General features: G+C 51.8%; 10 protein-coding genes and 2 pseudogenes. 4 read left to right on the top strand and 8 right to left on the bottom strand.

What is annotated here, in order from left to right:
- Window positions 1-132: 132 nt before the first annotated feature.
- Together EXE52_RS08110 and EXE52_RS08115 are read left to right on the top strand one after the other, a co-directional pair.
- Window positions 133-342, top strand: a pseudogene (locus tag EXE52_RS08110) (IS5/IS1182 family transposase); the annotation flags it as partial.
- Between the two features lie 727 nt (window positions 343-1,069).
- On the top strand, window positions 1,070-2,653 hold the full coding sequence (locus tag EXE52_RS08115) for a hypothetical protein (RefSeq protein ID WP_137703618.1): 1,584 nt from the start codon (window positions 1,070-1,072) through the stop codon (window positions 2,651-2,653).
- Between the two features lie 99 nt (window positions 2,654-2,752).
- Here EXE52_RS08115 and EXE52_RS08120 read toward each other — a convergent pair whose 3' ends face one another.
- From EXE52_RS08120 to EXE52_RS08130, 3 genes are all read right to left on the bottom strand, one after another.
- On the bottom strand, window positions 2,753-4,372 hold the full coding sequence (locus tag EXE52_RS08120; RefSeq protein WP_137703619.1) for a hypothetical protein: 1,620 nt from the start codon (window positions 4,370-4,372) through the stop codon (window positions 2,753-2,755).
- A gap of 337 nt (window positions 4,373-4,709) precedes the next feature.
- On the bottom strand, window positions 4,710-7,196 hold the full coding sequence (gene csg, locus EXE52_RS08125; RefSeq protein WP_137703620.1) for an HVO_2072 family ArtA-dependent S-layer glycoprotein: 2,487 nt from the start codon (window positions 7,194-7,196) through the stop codon (window positions 4,710-4,712).
- A gap of 1,407 nt (window positions 7,197-8,603) precedes the next feature.
- The gene (locus tag EXE52_RS08130; RefSeq protein WP_137703621.1) at window positions 8,604-9,854 is read right to left on the bottom strand and encodes a hypothetical protein; all 1,251 of its coding nucleotides are present in this window, start codon (window positions 9,852-9,854) and stop codon (window positions 8,604-8,606) included.
- 401 nt (window positions 9,855-10,255) lie between these two features.
- On the opposite strand from EXE52_RS08130, the gene EXE52_RS08135 reads away from it, so the two are divergent.
- A complete protein-coding gene (locus EXE52_RS08135; protein WP_137703622.1) occupies window positions 10,256-10,879 on the top strand; it encodes a hypothetical protein in 624 nt (207 codons plus the stop codon).
- Here the strand turns inward: EXE52_RS08135 and EXE52_RS08140 are convergent.
- The 5 genes from EXE52_RS08140 to EXE52_RS08160 form a co-directional block, all read right to left on the bottom strand.
- A complete protein-coding gene (locus EXE52_RS08140) occupies window positions 10,860-11,471 on the bottom strand; it encodes a TetR/AcrR family transcriptional regulator (RefSeq protein ID WP_137703623.1) in 612 nt (203 codons plus the stop codon). The two genes, EXE52_RS08135 and EXE52_RS08140, sit on opposite strands and share 20 nt — an antisense overlap.
- Window positions 11,468-12,874: a tubulin/FtsZ family protein gene (locus EXE52_RS08145; protein WP_137703624.1), complete on the bottom strand. Its 1,407-nt coding sequence runs from the start codon at window positions 12,872-12,874 to the stop codon at window positions 11,468-11,470. Before EXE52_RS08145 ends, EXE52_RS08140 begins: the two co-directional genes overlap by 4 nt.
- Window positions 12,875-12,958: 84 nt before the next feature.
- Window positions 12,959-14,131 (bottom strand): tubulin/FtsZ family protein, encoded by a 1,173-nt coding sequence (locus EXE52_RS08150; RefSeq protein ID WP_080508737.1) that lies wholly within the window; start codon window positions 14,129-14,131, stop codon window positions 12,959-12,961.
- Between the two features lie 318 nt (window positions 14,132-14,449).
- Complete coding sequence (locus EXE52_RS08155) at window positions 14,450-15,691, bottom strand: RNA-guided endonuclease TnpB family protein (protein ID WP_137703625.1); 1,242 nt, start codon at window positions 15,689-15,691, stop codon at window positions 14,450-14,452.
- A 3-nt stretch (window positions 15,692-15,694) separates the two neighbouring features.
- The gene (locus EXE52_RS08160; protein ID WP_137703626.1) at window positions 15,695-15,835 is read right to left on the bottom strand and encodes a DUF2080 family transposase-associated protein; all 141 of its coding nucleotides are present in this window, start codon (window positions 15,833-15,835) and stop codon (window positions 15,695-15,697) included.
- Between the two features lie 157 nt (window positions 15,836-15,992).
- Between EXE52_RS08160 and EXE52_RS08165 the strand changes: the two are divergent.
- Window positions 15,993-16,934, top strand: a pseudogene (locus tag EXE52_RS08165) (RNA-guided endonuclease InsQ/TnpB family protein); the annotation flags it as partial.
- Between the last annotated feature and the right edge of the window lie 34 nt (window positions 16,935-16,968).

Below are 16,968 nucleotides of genomic sequence, written 5' to 3' on the forward strand. Positions count from 1 at the left end.
GGCAGTCTGCCGCCGACAGCGACGGTTCACCCCGAAGGCTAAGCTCACCGGCACTTCGAAGACACTCCACGATCAGTCCAATCTGGTTCACCGCCATTAGGCAAGATCACGCGACTGTCGATGTGATCGACTGAGCATCGCATCTTCGCCCCGGACGACCAGGCGCACAACGCTAGAATCGACGATACTCGCTACAATCAACGCTCTATGGCCGAACCCCTGAATTCGGCTGTGAAACGCTCGCTCGGCTTCCCCGTGCGAGCGCGGTCATGATTCCGTGAGTTCCGCGAAATCGCGCTGATATGTGTCGTCTATAACATCAAACGCTTCGTCAAACAGTGAATTCCAACGCCTTACAGCGATTCAACACGGCCGAGAGAAAAGTCGATCCACGATTGAAGCAAATCTGTTACAACAGGCTCGCTGCGACCGATTCCAACCTAAACACATCCAACAAGATCACTTATGTGAAACACCGCTAACGTGAGTGAACCAGTGGATATTTATTTGTCTGTTCACACCAATATAAATGGGACCACAAGTCCCTGATGAGAGCCAGTCGGACGTACAGCCCACGTCACCAACTGGCTCTCAGACACGCTGCGTCCCAGATTTCTACTAAACTGTCCGGCCACTGATGTGAAATGCGGCCTAGCGGAACCCGACTGAAGTGGCGGTGTCGACCGAACTTGATCTTAGGGAACTCAGCTTTGAACGTTGAGTATCCAACACTTAATCGACCGAAAATGGCGGCTGAGACGGTGTGAACACGGAAAAGGGGGTTCAGCCGCAGACGCTCCACTTTCCACTAGAGGTTCAAACGCCCTGAACGCTGCCTTCATTATCCTCTGTGAATCACTCTCCAGTTCGGCCGATACCGTAAACTTCTCGTAGAACGTCTTTTCCCCCGATTTCGGGTCCAATAGTGTCAACACGACAACGTTCAAAGCTGAGTTAGGGAAGTTGATGAGTATCGCGGATGATATTTAGGCCAGCACAGTCATATGAATTGCTGGGAGGATGATGGTATACAAGCGGTGTTCACCGAAACAACATGATAGCAAGTTCTATGAAGCCGGTAAAAGGTCCAACTTACAGGCGCTGGGCGAGTGTTCTGTGCGGGATGTGTATTTTGGGCCTGCTCATGTATACCGGGGTTGGGGCTGTAGCTGCACAAGAGGCAACAACCAATATAACCATTGATGGGGAGCAGCTCAAGTCTGAAGACAATGTTGTCGTATTAAACGACCCAAACGCAAACATCACTGTCACAGCAGATGCGCCGATTGAGTTGATCGAACTGCGAGTCAATGGGGACGTATACCGTTCATATCGACCTAACTCGACGACATTTGACCGATCAGTTACACTTGATCTCGACCCAAATGAAAATACGGTAGAAGTGATTACAAAGTCTGATACAGTAACAACATTCAAGTCGTCGATAACGAAGCATACAGCCGCACCAAGGGTAGAATACACCTCGCCATTTTCAACGACGGTCAAAGGTGGGCCAAACAATACAGTAAATGTTACTAGTGGGCAAGTCACTCTGGCTGGCAATCTTCACACGGTAGTAGATGTTAAAAGCATCCGAATTGAGCGAACGAGCAACTACGGGCCTGATGAGAGTAGCTCAGATGTAGACCGGAAGATTCATCGAATTTCGAACCCCGGAGAGTCTTTTTCTCAAGAGTTACTGCTTGTCGACGGAACAAACAATCTCACCGCAGAGTACAGGGATACGCTCGGCCGCACAAACACTGACCGGTTTGTAATTGACGTTGATGATGAGTCGGATCCTACCATCAATATCACCGTCGCGGATGAAAGTTACACGGACACGGCGAGCATCGGCGGTACGGTTCAGGATGAAACGAAACTCAAGCGTGTCGAAATAAATCGGACATCGAACAATGGCTCACAGGTTCTGATGTTAAGCGCAAACGCAAAACCGAATCCAGACAAACTCAAATACAGTTTCGATACGACGGTTGAATTATATGACGACAACGACGACAATGAATTCAAAATAACAGCAGAAGATGCGGCAGGAAACATACGCAATCAAACGTTTGTAATCAAGTATGAACCAGAACCTGAGGTGAACATTACAAACGCGACGATCAATCTAGAGGGAAAAACAGTCCACCTTGCTGGCACAGTCTCACAGGCAGAGATTAGTCGAGTCACGATCGAGACATTCGATACATCAACTGGAGAGCGACTTGATCTTGATCGAGTATATGATACAGAAACATTCACGAATGCTGTTAGCTTTGATAAAGAGTTTAGAGCGTCTGCCAAGGGTACAATAGTGACCATACTGGTGAGTTATCGGTCGGGACAGTACTCAACAAGCATTACACCAGAGATTCCAGATTCACAAAAAGAAACAAACACAAACAACGGCACAGAGACGACTGATAATACGACTTCAGTACAATCCGAGACAACAAATAGAACAGTCCAAAACACAACCGAAACTAAGCCAGATAATCAAACGTCTGTTGAAACTAATTCGTCTAGTGGAAATGAAAGCCAACCAGACACGACACCAAACTCGCCGACGTTACTTCCTGTTCGGACACGCGATGCCTTTGGTGGAATCGTTGTCGTGGGGGGAGCATACATACTTGGACACTGGGTATGAGGCAGTGAGGATCATATCCAGTCAAGCCGACTTACTTGTGTAGAACATTGTCGGTGGTTTGCCGTCTTGCGATTTCCGTCTGTGTCAAGTGAATTTGGTTCAGTTAATCTTGGTTGGTCCAGCGATCACGACACCATCTCGTTTAATAGCGACATCAATATTGAACTCATCAGCGGGATGAGAGAGATCAAAGTCACAACCAATTCTACTGTCGCTATCGACCGTGGCCACACAATTAAGAACTTGACTGATTCCGCCATCCTTCTCATCCGCAGTGATACGAATAATCGCGGAACTGTTCGGCGCAAGGTTGGTGCTAGCTGTCACAGATAGCCGAGTAGAGTTGCTGATGGTGTGATTTGTTAGTTCAGCAGTGGGCTCAGACACGGTGAATGACTGCCGAAGGGAGGCCCTCGGTACAGAGTTCGGCGCTGACTCATCAACTTCAAGGGTAACCGTGTACTCACCCGGTTCCAATGTGGTTGTGTCAACCCCCACGGCAAGTCCAGGTACGCTGTCATTGTACACTGTGTGGACGCCCGCAAGTGGATCAGTAGGTGACTCACTCTCTTCCGAGGTTAACTGGAGATTAATTCCATGACCGAGAGTACCTTGACCCGCAAGCCCGTATGTGACGATACCAGCGTGCCGATGAGATATATCACCGTTTTGAAGAGTAATGGAGACGTCTTGTGAGCCTGTTACTTCGGGATTCTCAATGTCGTACGCGACACGAAGTGTACTGTGGGTAGAAATCTCAACTGGACGGTCGAGTGAGATTGCTAAGCGTCCGTCTGTACCCGTCTGGATGCTCTGTATCGATCCTTTTAGTGAGCGATCGATATATCCGTTCTTGTTTGTATCAATCCCAAGTACCTCGATATCGGACTGAGTAACCTGTTGAGTAGCTGCGTGAGATCTGGCGTGATTGCTCTGATAGTTGATCGAGACTGATGTGAAAGAGACTGTCTCGTTACTACTTATATCGGCTATGTGGGTAGTTTCAGCACCAGGGGTGCTATTAACAGGGAACACAAGGTTTGACGCTGGAGCTGGTGAGGTAAGGAGACCACCAATCCCGGTAATTGGAAGCCGTGTCCAAAACTCATCACCACGGGCAACATTAGGTGAATCCACATCCGTGGTGTCCGTAGCACCTACCTCCGACAACTCCGACTCCTTTTTTAATCCCGTTTCAATATTTTTGTACGATGTATCAGGGGGAACAATCACATTCGTTCCATTCGGTTGGGATGGTTCAGTAATCATAAGCACTGCCGCAACGCTTGTCTCATCAGTTGAGACAATTAGATTATATCGGCCAGTATCGAGTACGGCCCCTTCAGAAAGTCCAGATTCAGAAATGAGTCGGACTGAGTCACCGCCAGTAGCTGTGAAGCGGTTGCTTTTGTCCACATCAGTTGGATAGAATGTATTAGCCCGGACAGTGACCGAACCATCTCCATTGTTATCGTACGCACGGAGTGTTGTCTGGTACTGTTGATTCGGTGCCTGGATGGTGAGCGTCACCTCATCAGTGTCACGCATCTGGATCCCAAGCGTAGCCACATCGCCCTGCGTCACCGTTGTCTTTGCAGTATCAAACCCAACTGCAGGGGATGACTGTGATTGTGCCGCAGTTGAGATGCTGAGCGGCATAGCAAGGCAAATAACCCCAAGAAAGAGGATCACTACGCCAAGCGAGACACGTGTATTCATGATCAACTCCTCCTACCGTTCTCGGTTGTAAATACTTTCTGTCAGTCCCAATGTGTCTGCCTCGCGAAAACCATGAACACGTAGAAACAAGAGGCCCTATCCTCAAGCGCGAACCGAAAGGCGATCGGTAGGATGAGGTAGTTCACACTAGCGTATATCAACGAGGAGAGACGCTTAGGTGTCGGATTCTTCTGGCCATCAGGTTTTGTAGTAGTCGCGTCAGTTGTCTGTGAAATATCCGCTACGCTAGCAACTGACGAGCCTTAGGCAGTCGCAAAAAATGAAAATACGCACCGCGAGGACCGAACGGAGTGATCCGTTCGGTTATTAGCTGGCGTTAGTTGTTGCGACGGGTCGCGAGCAGCGCAGCCGCGATGAGCGCAACAAGGGCGACAAGCGCGCCGAAGCCGGGCGTGCTGCCGTCAGTGCTGCCACCATCGGAGCTGCCGTTGTCGGCAGTGTCGTCGCCGGTGTCGTCACCAGTGTCGTCGCCGGTGTCGTCACCAGTGTCGTCGCCGGTGTCGTCACCAGTGTCGTCGCCGGTGTCGTCACCAGTGTCGTCGCCGGTGTCGTCACCAGTGTCAGTACCGTTGTCGGCCTGCTGCCGCTCCTCAACAATCTCGATCTCGGCGCGATCCGTATTATCACCGTCGTCAGACTCGACGGTGTACGTACCGGGTTCGAGATCGGATGTGTCAACGGTCGTATTCCACTGGCCACTGTCAGCCCACTCGTCAGTGCTCGAGATGACGAGGGAGTTGCCGTTCTCGTCTAGGACCTCTACAGTAATCGAGTTGCTGTCCGGACGGAGGTTGGTTGAACCCTCGACAACCATCGTTTCGCCGGTCGCAACAGGGTTGACACCCTCAGCCTGAGCTTCTTCGGGGTAAACAGACTGGATAGTGGTCTGACTCTCAGCGTACCGGAAGGTCTGGGTGACCATCAGGTCGTCACTAGCCGTATCCTCAGTTGTCTCAGAGAGGATACGCTGACGGGCCTGATCGGCGTTCAGATTGCTGTCGGAGACGTTCTGGTTGACGAAGTCAACGAGTCCGTCAAGTGTGGCAGCCTGGCCGGGGATGTCACCATCACCGATGTTGGTGTCACGCCCCTGCGACACGAAGTGGGCAGTCACCGTACCAGTCGAGAACTGTCCACCAATTGCCCGATTCGGGATCTGTTTGTCCTCGATGTCAATGGTACCGTCGTCCTCAACATCGATCAACTCAGCGGCAACGTCACCACGCTCGTCAACGAAGATCAGAGCAACCTGGTTCTGGCCCTCAGCATTGCCCGTGATGTCTGCTGCGTCGTCGGCCGTGTTGATCTGGCCGTTAATCGTCTGGAGTTCAGCACTTAGCTGACCTTCAACAGTCGTAAGGGACTGGGAAGTGCTAGTGCCTTGGCTGAACTCGCTAGTCGTCAGGTTCGGCGCACCATTGTACTCTTCAGAGTCGATGACACCGTACCGGTACGTACCGGCTTGACCGAGGATGGATGCGCCAGCCGGGTTTGCGTTGGACAGCTGGACATCTTCCTCTTCGTACTCGTCGTCCGAGTCAGTCTCGATGTCGCTCAGGAGAAGCTGCCAATCGTCGTTGTTCCGGACGTAGACGTCCACGTTGTCGATGCCAGTGGCAGTACCATTGACATCGACTTCAGACCCAATGGTGTACTCGTTACCAGGGCTGTCAATGGTGATCTGACCCTCGCTCACATCAACAGATGCGTCATCGACGGACGATGCCGAGCCATCCTCGATGGAGCTGACATTGGCGTCCTCGGCGTAGACGTCGAGGTCGACAGAGGTGTCGTCAAGGTTGTCAGTCCGGATTGTACCAACACCCTGAGCGCCGTCCATTTCTACTTCGGCGACGGCGAACGCGATCGAGCCACTCAGAGCGCCAGAATCAGTCGCGAAGTTGCCGCTATTATTGACGTACCCGACACGAACTGTGTCACCAGTGTTCCGGAACACCGTCTGATTATTCGCGGCGTTGAACGAGTCCCGGAAGTCGTCGGCATCAATAGTGACGTTGTGAGTGTCACCAGACGTGCCGCCGCTCACGGTATATTCCACGTTGGTGCCGCGAGTGACGGAGTCTTCGGACGTTTCGATGGAGACTTCCTCATCGGTGGTGATCGTGACGGTGAGCTCTTCGACAGAGTCAACGTCAAGATCGTCCGCGCCGGCGAGGATGACAGTATACTCACCGGCGTCTTCATCTGCAAGGTCTAACCCAACGTACTGGCCGCTCTGGTTGAAGAACGCATCAGTGTCGTTGAGAACAGCGTCGGTGATGTCAGTTCCAGACTCGTCCTGGACCTCTACCTCAAGCTCTTCAGCGTCATCGAAGTTGTACTCAGCGAAGACCTGAAGATTAGCGGCGTCGGCCGTAGAGACGGTTTCACCCGCTATGTCTGAGCCACCCTGGCCAATCTGAACTTCCGCGGTGTTAATTCGCGGAGTTGTAACAGTCAGGGAGGCCTTAGAGCCGTTCCCGTCGATTGCATACCTGCCAGGCGTCTGGCTTTCATCGACGTTCTCTTCAAGTACTTGGCCTTCTGCGTTCCCGGCAACACCAATCAGTTGGCTGGCGCCGGAGAACCCTTGAAAATTGACTTCCTCGCCTTGGAAGACAGTCGCACCGTCAGTAACATTCTTTGTCGGCTCGATATCTCCTGTTGCACCAGTTTCTGGCCTTGGCTGTTCGTTAGCCGCAGCGGCCGGCGCCGCAGCGAAGCCAACAGCCACCATAGAAATTACCATGATGGCACTGAAGAAGACCGCGTTGGCCTTCGAGCGTGTATTGTCGTTTGTCATTGTTTGGTTTTTGTCAGCATCCGAGTACGCCAGTCGTTTTGTCCGCGACACACCGTCTTAACTTCGGTCTCGTTGTGAGACGGTTACCGTGTGTTGGATTACTCGCGTCTGCCGTGTTCGGAGGTAGGGGCACTTCGAAGAAGCACCGGTTGTTATAAATACTTTGTGTACACCCACATCCATGATAACCGGTACCAAGGTCCGTGTGAAGACGTGAAACGGTCGTTCTGTGATTGGCGGGCCTGGCGTGTAGCGCACCTACCAGTTGATCCACTAGATCAAGGGGATAGTAGTAGGATGTATATGTTGGGTACCAAAGAGGACAAACTCTGACCGGTTGTCACGGCGATCGATCTGGTCGTCTTAATTAGCATCTGACAGCGTCCTGTTTAGACAGCGTTCACATGGATTATTGACCGACATGGAATTTGTTTGTAGTCAAACTCATCATTAGCAGATCGAGGGGCCAAGCATGTATAGTTGGAAAACACAATCCAAGGACAGATATCTTTGGTGAGGGCATAGAAAAAAAACCACAGCGTCAGTTTTGGGAGGGGTCCAGTGACGGGTTCACTCGACGGACAACAAGTTCAATGTCGAATGTAGCGGGGTCTGTGGACCCGTTTGCGTCATCAGCATCATACTGGATCACGATCTCACTGAGAGTCCGTGTTCCTGTACCAAACGAATCGTACTGTCGCTCAATATACGTTCGTCCAACAGCAGTTCGCTCAGAGACACGTGGTGGATGATACGTTCGGTCATCAGCTGGTGGCTCGTAGTAGGCGTCAGCCCGAAACTCGAGAGTTCCATACCGTGCTGGTCCAACGTTCGAAATAACAATGTCAGCAACAATCTGTGATTGATATGGCGACTCAATAATGCGGTCAATACGAACAGTTTCGACAGCGATGCCCGCAGTATCAAGCGAAATTGGTTCGCCATCCGGGCGAGTAGAATCGGGTGGTTGAGTCTGATTACCTGTACTCGTCTGAGGGCGTGGTGACTCGGTTGTGTGTGAGCGAGATGGTCCTTCAGACTCATCAGCCGTCCCTGTATCACTCTCAACAAGACAGCCAGCAAGGGAGAGAGAAGCAACAGCAGCGAGGAACTGCCGCCGGTGATGAGGAAGTGTCATAGATGATGTTTGGTCGCACCTGAGTTAAATCCTGATCACGTGGGGTATCCAAATTTACTATCTCCCGCGGCTGAAACCACTATCTTTCTGCAGGGAGAGAATGCCGGCGTTACGCCGGGAGTGGATCCAACAATGCTGATACGATCCATCATGGACGGCAGGTCAGACATTCCATGCTCATCCACGCTATTAACTAAAGTGGCAGGACGGGGGTTGCGAGCGTCAAACTTCCATCGCGGGATTCCTCTCGATTCAGCGCGGAGAAAATGTCAATCAACGCGCTGGAACAACCAGCTTTCGGTCAGCTCGCCTTGCCAGCGGGTGCGTTCTTCCCACGCATCACCAGAAAAGCCGGTGGCAAAAACGAACGGACCGGCTTGGAGTAAGTATCCATATTGAACACCCGGAAAATCGTCCAGATTTGTTCGGTCACTCCCAGCTTCACGATGGTAATAACGGTGCCATTTGATCGAATCAGTCGCTGAGGTGACGCCTGAACTGATCGAGGTCATTCCTTCTGTATCGCCGGCCGCAAGAGTTGTTGTAAATTGTTCACGTGCGGTCGCACGGTCACCATATTGTTGGATATACAGTGGAGTACCGTCCAAATCGCCAGGTGGCCCACGAAAGACGTTCCGCTGGCGAGTAACAGAATCTGGACGGGTCGCAAACGTCAAAAACACTTCTTCAGTACGGCCTGACGGTTGGACAACTGGTCCAAGCCGTTTCCGGAGTTTATTTCGGCGAGCGACCGGGAGCGGGTCTGCGGTGAACGTAGGCGGATAGCTCCCGTCCTCATCGACATATGGCTCGTGTGCGAGCGTCGTAAAATTGCGACGAGTGGGGACCGCAACTTCGACCAGCACATCACCGGTAGCGTGTGGCACAACCCGGTCAAGTAACCGGTTATGTATCGGGTTGCGTGAAAAACGCCTGCTGACGTACACTGGAGTCTGGATTTGGAAAAACGAAAGTCGCATCCGATCGAGTTCCTCGACAAATCGGTCAGCATCGTTACGACGTGCTGCGCGAGCCAAAGACGGGATATGCATATCAGTCCGTGACTGAAGAAGGTCAGCAGGAGAAAAGTGGGGTTCAAACGCTGTTTCCGCGCGGTCCGCAGCGTTGTATCCTACAGTTTCGAGTCGGTCAACCATTTCGGCTGTTGGCATCGTTGGTTGATGGATTGTAGTTCTGACTGTGTCGATAGTCTCAATCACACTGTCAATAGCCTGATTATATGACTCAACCGCGCGTGGATAAGAGATAGCAAACCAGACCACATCAGCAACAATCGCTTGCGTCCTCTCAGCAATGAGTTGTATCAGGTCGGAGGAGTAACCGTCGGCACCTGTTGAGTTATCCGTAGGTGGCTCATCGGTGCCTGCTTCCAGCGTAGTATTTGACTCGTCTGAGGATTCTATTTCGTCTGGATATCTCACACCATCAACACTCAAACAGCCAGCAAGACTTGCGGCAGCGCCGAGACCGGCAAGCACGTTACGGCGCGGTTGTTCCATGCCCCATGTCGGTGGGGCCAAAACTTAAATGTCGTAGATTACATTATCAGCCATGCGAAAAGGTCAACAATAGTTAGACTGTATAAAATGATTGTGGAGTTATGAGATTTCGCATACCTATTGCTGATCAGCCTGTAGCATGTGTAGATATGTGGTGTGGCGGTGCTGAATTGCTTACGTCGCCGCTTGTGGTGGGAGTCATTGCTAGTCTTGGAGCAATGTTGTTACTTGTAGTAGGTAAACTCCAGACAGCGATTGAAACATGCCAAGATGAACGGGAGTGTATTATTGCGAAACGAGACGCATTTCGTCGGTTTCAGACGCAGATACAGCAGGTCGAGCCAGTACAGTTTGAATCGTCAGATACCGCGCCAACAGATGTAGGTGACCGGACAGAAGTAATGGACGTACCCACAAGTCCCGGAGATGCGACACTCAAGTATGTACTTTCTGCGTATGAAGAAACAGTGCGATCAGTTCCGCACTATAGCATTGGCGATGAAGAGAGCCTTGCTGAAAATCTCGCTGCTGAGCTTGGAGAAGATATAGTGACGTCGTTGGCAACAAATCGGGTTCTCACTCCAGCGGTCCAACAAGCAATCGTTGACCGGAGCCAGCAGGCAATCGATGTACGTGCGGAGCTTATAGAGGTATTGACAGAGGAGATGGATCGACTCGCAAATTATCAAACGAAACTTACTAAGATCGAGACTCAACAGGATAATCTCTGCGCGCACTTTGGATCCGTACAAACACGGCGCAGGGAGGCCGCGTTTGATATTTGGTGTGCGTTTCAGGATCTCGAGACAAAATTGGATAGAATCGCTGAACAGCGACAGAGAGACCTTCACTCACCACCAGTTGCTGAGCCCCCAAGTGAGGAGACATCTGATGAACAGATCGAGTTCTGTGAGTACCTGTATTCAGATAGCGACACGCCACAGTATCCGGTCTTATCAGCAATTGGAGAACTCGGAGAAGCAATCCAAACCGACAAAGAACAAATTAGACCGTATCTTGGATAAGTTCTGAGTCAATATACGAAACAAGCATAGAATGTGTCGCCGTGACAGCGTCTACTCGATCTGTTGTAACACGAGTATATATGCCACCGTTAATCGTTGCGAGAATGTATTCTGTGACTTCAGAGGCGTTGACCGCTTCAAACACATTTTCAGCAATACCACGTTCAAGAATCTCCCGGATCGTATCTGCTAACCGTTCATCAACGTGCGTAAATTGAGCGCGGATACGACTGTTCGTGACTGCTTGTGATCGGAAGCCGACGAGTACTGTTTGGAACTGATGATCGTCTTCAAGCGGGTGCGGCGCGAGAAGTTTGGCAATGAGCTGTTTGAGGGTTTCAGCTGGATTCTGGCTTGATTCGGTATCAATAGCCGATTCAAATTTGTCGACAGTAAACTCAAGCAGTGTGATAAGCAAATCATCCTTTGAATCATAGTAATGATAAATAGAGGATTTTGATCTGTCAAGTTCATCGCCGATACGGGCAATTGAAAGGTCGGCATAGCCGTGTTTGAGCAACGCTGTGTATGTTGCCTCCAAAATCTTCACCTCTGCGGTACTCCAGGCGGGTCCTGGTTGATCGCCTGTCATTGCTCGGTTGAGTCCGTTGTTTCAGAGGTCGTTTCAACGTTTGTGAAATCAAATTCGGCAGAGTTTGAGTCCTCATCTGCTGATGGCTCAACAGTCTGTGAGTTCATCTCATCAGTTGTTGCCGTCTGTTCTGTAGTAGTTGAGGGTCCCGAGGTTGTCGTGACAGCGTCTTCTACAGGAGCCGCGCGACGTTGAAGTTCATCAATCTGTGGAACAGATGTCACATTTGCGAGAACGACAGTTGCCGTGAGTTCTGTTGTGTTTTGAATTGGCTCATCGCCAGCAAGCACTTCAACGGTCTGCGTTTCTTCTTCAAGCAGATACCGGCCGGTCTCAAATCCTTTCCGAGAGATTGTATCTGGGGGTCCGCTGAGGATGAGCAAAACCCGATCTGCAGAAGTGATTTCACAGGGTAGCGTGAGTTTCGATTGGACTGCGCGACTGATCAGTGTCTTTATTTTCGACGCATCGACCGGAGTAGACCCAGAGGGCTGTGATCGACCAAGCAGGCGAAGAATCCGAGCAAGAAGTCCATGAGCGTTATTGTCAATTTCAATTGTGGCGCGACCAACAGTTGTTATCCCACCAACAGCGAGTGTACGTGAGATATCAGCAGGGTCAATCCGAAGTTCAGATTCAAACGTCGTGTTGGCTTCACCGGCACCAAAAACGCTCAACAGTCGGTCGACGGTCATCTGATTAATCGACTGATAGCAATCAGCAACAGCGTCTCTATCGCGGGACCATGAATCGTTGTCGACAAGAAGCGTTGACGCAGCACGTGGGACAAGTGTTCGAAGACCACGGGCAGCGGTCAGTGCTCGTTGGTCTGACTCCGTGTCAGCGGGGAGAACACCCAGTGTGTACACTTCAGTTTCATGAATATCGGTGAGTTCTTCCAGCAACACACTCCCAACACCAGCACCAGTGCCGCCGCCGAGCCCAGCAACAATCATCGTTGCTGCGACTTCTGTTTCATCGATTTTATCGAGTGCACGTCGAATTTCTGGCCGCTCCGCTTTAGCGACTTGTGCGCCAACATCTGGATCACCACCAACACCGTACTCGTTGATATCATATCCACGCGTGCGCGAGTTACTGGAGGCACCTTGTTGACTCGTGGTGGTGGATGTCTCTGATTGTAGTTGGGGATCGTGAGACGAATTTGGGGAGTCAGTAGCAGGAGAGTTTGTGTCTCGTCGAAGTACTGCCGGGTGTGTATCGCCAAGGAGGATATGCTGGTCAGTACTGAGGGCGGTTGTCTGAGAGAGTGGTTGTGATTCAGTGTGAAACGCGAGAACGTTTCCATTAGTCACCGACCGGCCTGTGCGGTGTTCAGTTCGAACAAACTGATCAACGAGTCGGGTACCACACCCGCCAACGCCGAGAAGTGCTACCTTCATTTACACACCAACGGCTGCGAGTGATGGTGGCGGCCAACAGAGTGGTGATGCGTCTGTCGGACAAGCGTTTGACGACGTGTTCGCTCAAACAATAGGGTCCAGATCATTGTCGTCATCAGTAATCAGCGACTGAATTTCCTCTTCGCGAACCGCATCCTGTTCTTGAATTTTGTTTTGCGCGTCAACAGCTTGATCTTGGATTTCGTTAATCCGCGGTGTATCAGTCACATTTGAGAGCAACACCACAGCCGCAAGGGTTGACGAGTCGGGACGAGGATCATCACCAGCAAGGACATCAACGGTATCAGCTTCTTGTTCAAGCCATTCACGAGCAGATTCAACCCCTTTTCGTGAAATCACATCTGGCGGCCCGGCAAAGACAATCAGCGCACGGTCAGCACTCGAGACATCACATGGAACAGTGAGCCGAGAATTCGTTGCTCGGCGCACCAAGCCTTTGATTTTTGCAGCATCTGTTGATTCACTCTGTGAGTCATCAACTTCTTTGAAATTGGCTAACAGTCCTTCTTTTGCGGGGGTAACGTCAGTTGAAGCGTACCCGATTGAGGAGACACCACCGGTATCGAGGGTTCGCATAATGTCACTCGAATCCATCGCGTTCTCACCAACCTCCGACTCATCGACTTCACCGGCTGCGAGCAGAGTGACAATGCGTGTTGCAAGCTCTTCGTTCATCTCTTCGTAGCCCTGCTCAATAGTCTGCCCACGAGAACGCCACGCATCGTTGTCGAACGCGATGAAATTATCAACTTTGTTGACGAATGACTGAAGCGAGCGGGCAGCGTTGAGTGCCGGCCGGCCGCCCTCGTACGTGCCAGGTAATACTCCAAGTCCGTACACTGGCTCATCGTACATCTTCTGTAGTTCGTCAATAACAACGGGAGCAGCGCCACTGCCGGTGCCTCCACCAAGGCCGGCTGCGACTAAGACAGCATCAACCTCGTGAATTTCAACATCGTCGAAAACGCGCCTGATTTCATCAATGTCGGTTTGCGCAACCTCAGCACCAATTTTAGCATCACCTCCAACCCCGTGTCCACGCGCTTTCTGATGGGTATCGCCGATTAACACCCGGCGATCTTCATCGAGATGTTGTGGTTTAGCGAGGTCTGTCCGAGCCGTATTAATGACCAATGCGTGACGACACAGATTACGACCAGTCTCAAATTCAAACTCAATCATCTGGTCGATAAGCTTGCTGCCTGCGTTACCGACCCCGATCGTTGCGAGTTTCATTGGTTGTTTCTCTGTTGAGCCGTATGAAAGTGTGTTGGTTGTGGGTGGACCTCACCGAGCGCAGAGTACGTGGCTGTGGAACGAGTCATTGAATACTGGTACGTGTGGTTCGAGACGTATTAATTAACAGTTCGCTCTTGAGTAGCACATTGTTGATGGACTGTAGTCTGGCGATTTGCGGGTGCGTGAATCAAATTGGGAGTTCACGGTAGAGGTACTTAGAAACTCGATTAGTGTTCCCACTCAGCTAGCAACGACTGTATCAACAATCTCCTACAGAAGAGCGTTAACAGTTTGTAGGCGGTGAACTACCCCACCCTACTCGCTCACGGCTGACGCCGTTCGCTCCTTGAGGGTGGGGCTTCCTGTTTCCACGACGCGCTTTGCAGATACAGGCGTATCCACAGGGAGCGCAGTCTCCACAGGCGTTGATTCGGAGTATCCCACTCCTACTTCTTCAAGACCACGAGAAAGGATGTTCCACGCCGCGTTCGCATCCCTATCCGCTTCAAATCCACACGCCGGACAGGAGTGTTCGCGCATCCACAGCGGTTTCTCAGTCTTCACACCACAGGAAGCGCACTCTTTTGTCGTCCCGCGCGGGTTCACGGCGACGAAGTGCGTCCCTTCACGTTCACACTTGTATTCGAGCATCCCCAGGAACGTTCCCCACGCCGCTCCCACCCGATTTCGTGAGTTTTTGGGGAGTTCGACCAGCCCTTTTACATCCAAGTCCTCAACAGCCACCAAGTCGTACTCGGTGGCGTAGTAGTTCGACAGCTTGTGGAGAAAGTCGCGGCGCTTTCGCTTGAGATCAGCGTGGTGTTCCGCCACGGTTTGTCGTTGTGTCTCCCAATTCGTAGAGCCGTGTTCCTTCCGCGAAAGGTCGCGTTGGGCGCGTTCCAATCGTTCGCGCTCGTCGCTGAAGTCGGGACTTTCGATGGCGTACCCATCGGTGTCGTGGGCATACTTGAGAATCCCCACGTCGATACCAACGCACCGATCTGGATCGGTTGGTTTCTCAGGTGTCTCTTTCCCGTCGACAACGAATGAAGCGAACCAGTTCCCAGTTGGCTCCTTCTTAATCGTGACTTGTTTGATCGTCTCGGTGTCGGGGATTGTGCGGTGTTTGATGAGTAGAACATCCGCAAGTTTCGACAGCGACAATACGGTCTGACCGTTCTTACTATCGAACTCGAAGCCAGACTGTATGTAGGTGAAACTGCGGAAGTCCTTGGGAGCCTTCCAGTTGAGGCTTCCGACGTTGTAGCCGTTCTGTTTCAACTGGGAGAGGGCTTTGATGCTGTCTTCGATACGCATGACAGCGGCTTGTGCGACCGTTGAATAGAGGTCATTTAGTTCATCCCACCAGACTTTAAGATCGGTGAGCTGATCGCGTACTTGGCGTACTCGTTGGGTGAGTGTTCCCGCCGATTCGGGGATTTTCTCAAATTCGGTGAGTGCGTGATTGTAGAGTTGCCTACAGGTATCTCGGTGTTGATCCAACAGCTCACGTTGTTCAGGCGTGGGATCAAGCCGGAATCTGTAGGTGTAGCGCATTGACTATTCGTCGGGGGTTGAGGTTCGGACGATTTTCACGTCGGCACCACGCCATTGCTTCGGAACGAGAACGTGTGCGCCGTTGCCGGTCGGCTTCACCTCTCCCTCGATGACTTCGTGACCTTCTACTTCGTGTCTATCCATCATCTGTGTTTAAACATTATTTCAACTTAACTCTATCGGTGAGGTGGTTAGGCAGCGAGTACGAACGTGTTTGAGACGTGATGACGGCGGTGTATCCCCTCCCTACTCGCTCCCGCTGGTCGCTCCTTGAGGAAGGGGGCTTACCGCCTGTATTCTGCTAAAATGGAAGGGCAAAGGGTACTACCACTCTTTCGAGTACAACCAATCTGGCTTCGAACTCAAGAAAACGAGTGGTCAAGATCGGTTGTACCTCAACAAGATCGGCGACGTGCCCATTGTTGCCCATCGCAATCTCCCAACCGACGCCGAGGTGAAAGGTGTCGTCGTCAAACGTGAGCCGATCGGCAACTGGTACGCCTCGCTCCAGCTAGAAACACCCAACGACCCACCTGAGAAACCCGACGAGTTGACAAAGACGGTCGGAATCGACGTCGGCATACTCAACTACGCAAGCGACACCGACGGCACGGCTGTCGGGTCGCTCAACGTTTCAGACGAACGCGAACGGCTGGAACGCGCCCAGCGTGATCTCCCCCGGAAGGAACACGGGTCAAACAACTGGGAAGAACAGCGCAAGACCGTCGCCCGGCGTCATGCCGATTTGAAACGGAAACGTCGCGATTTTCTCCACAAGCTGTCGAACTACTACGCGAGTGAGTACGATCTCGTGGCTGTAGAAGACCTCGACGTAAAAAGGTTAGTCGAGCTCCCGGGGAACTCGCGCAATCGTGCGGGGGCGGCATGGAGTACGGTCCTGCGGATGCTGGAGTACAAATGTGAACGCGAAGGCACGTACTTCGTAGCGGTAGAACCGGCAGGGACGACCAAAGAGTGCGCTGCTTGCGGTATCAAGACGGACAAGCCGTTGTGGGTCCGCGAACACTCTTGTCCCTCGTGTGGCTTCACCGCCGATAGGGACTGGAACGCGGCATGGAATATTCTTTCTCGCGGAATCAAGCAGTTAGGAGCGGGACGCTCCGAAACAACGCCTGCGGAGACTGCGCTCCCTACGGGGACCGATTCGGTCCCTGCAAAGCGCGTCGTGGAAACAGGAAGCCCCGACCTCAAGGAACGAGCCGCCCCAGCGGCGAGTGAGTAGGTCGGGGTAGTTCACTCTGCGTCAGACGTGAGTA

Source organism: Halorubrum sp. CGM4_25_10-8A (genome assembly GCF_005435025.1).
In the GTDB taxonomy this organism is placed as follows: Archaea; Halobacteriota; Halobacteria; order Halobacteriales; family Haloferacaceae; genus Halorubrum; species Halorubrum ezzemoulense.

What these genes read in the sequence shown, in the direction of transcription:
- EXE52_RS08115 (WP_137703618.1), top strand. Translation starts at nt 1,070, where the DNA reads ATGAAGCCGGTAAAAGGTCCAACTTACAGGCGCTGGGCGAGTGTTCTG.
- EXE52_RS08120 (WP_137703619.1), bottom strand. Translation starts at nt 4,372, where the DNA reads ATGAATACACGTGTCTCGCTTGGCGTAGTGATCCTCTTTCTTGGGGTT.
- csg (WP_137703620.1), bottom strand. Translation starts at nt 7,196, where the DNA reads ATGACAAACGACAATACACGCTCGAAGGCCAACGCGGTCTTCTTCAGT.
- EXE52_RS08130 (WP_137703621.1), bottom strand. Translation starts at nt 9,854, where the DNA reads ATGGAACAACCGCGCCGTAACGTGCTTGCCGGTCTCGGCGCTGCCGCA.
- EXE52_RS08135 (WP_137703622.1), top strand. Translation starts at nt 10,256, where the DNA reads ATGGACGTACCCACAAGTCCCGGAGATGCGACACTCAAGTATGTACTT.
- EXE52_RS08140 (WP_137703623.1), bottom strand. Translation starts at nt 11,471, where the DNA reads ATGACAGGCGATCAACCAGGACCCGCCTGGAGTACCGCAGAGGTGAAG.
- EXE52_RS08145 (WP_137703624.1), bottom strand. Translation starts at nt 12,874, where the DNA reads ATGAAGGTAGCACTTCTCGGCGTTGGCGGGTGTGGTACCCGACTCGTT.
- EXE52_RS08150 (WP_080508737.1), bottom strand. Translation starts at nt 14,131, where the DNA reads ATGAAACTCGCAACGATCGGGGTCGGTAACGCAGGCAGCAAGCTTATC.
- EXE52_RS08155 (WP_137703625.1), bottom strand. Translation starts at nt 15,691, where the DNA reads ATGCGCTACACCTACAGATTCCGGCTTGATCCCACGCCTGAACAACGT.
- EXE52_RS08160 (WP_137703626.1), bottom strand. Translation starts at nt 15,835, where the DNA reads ATGGATAGACACGAAGTAGAAGGTCACGAAGTCATCGAGGGAGAGGTG.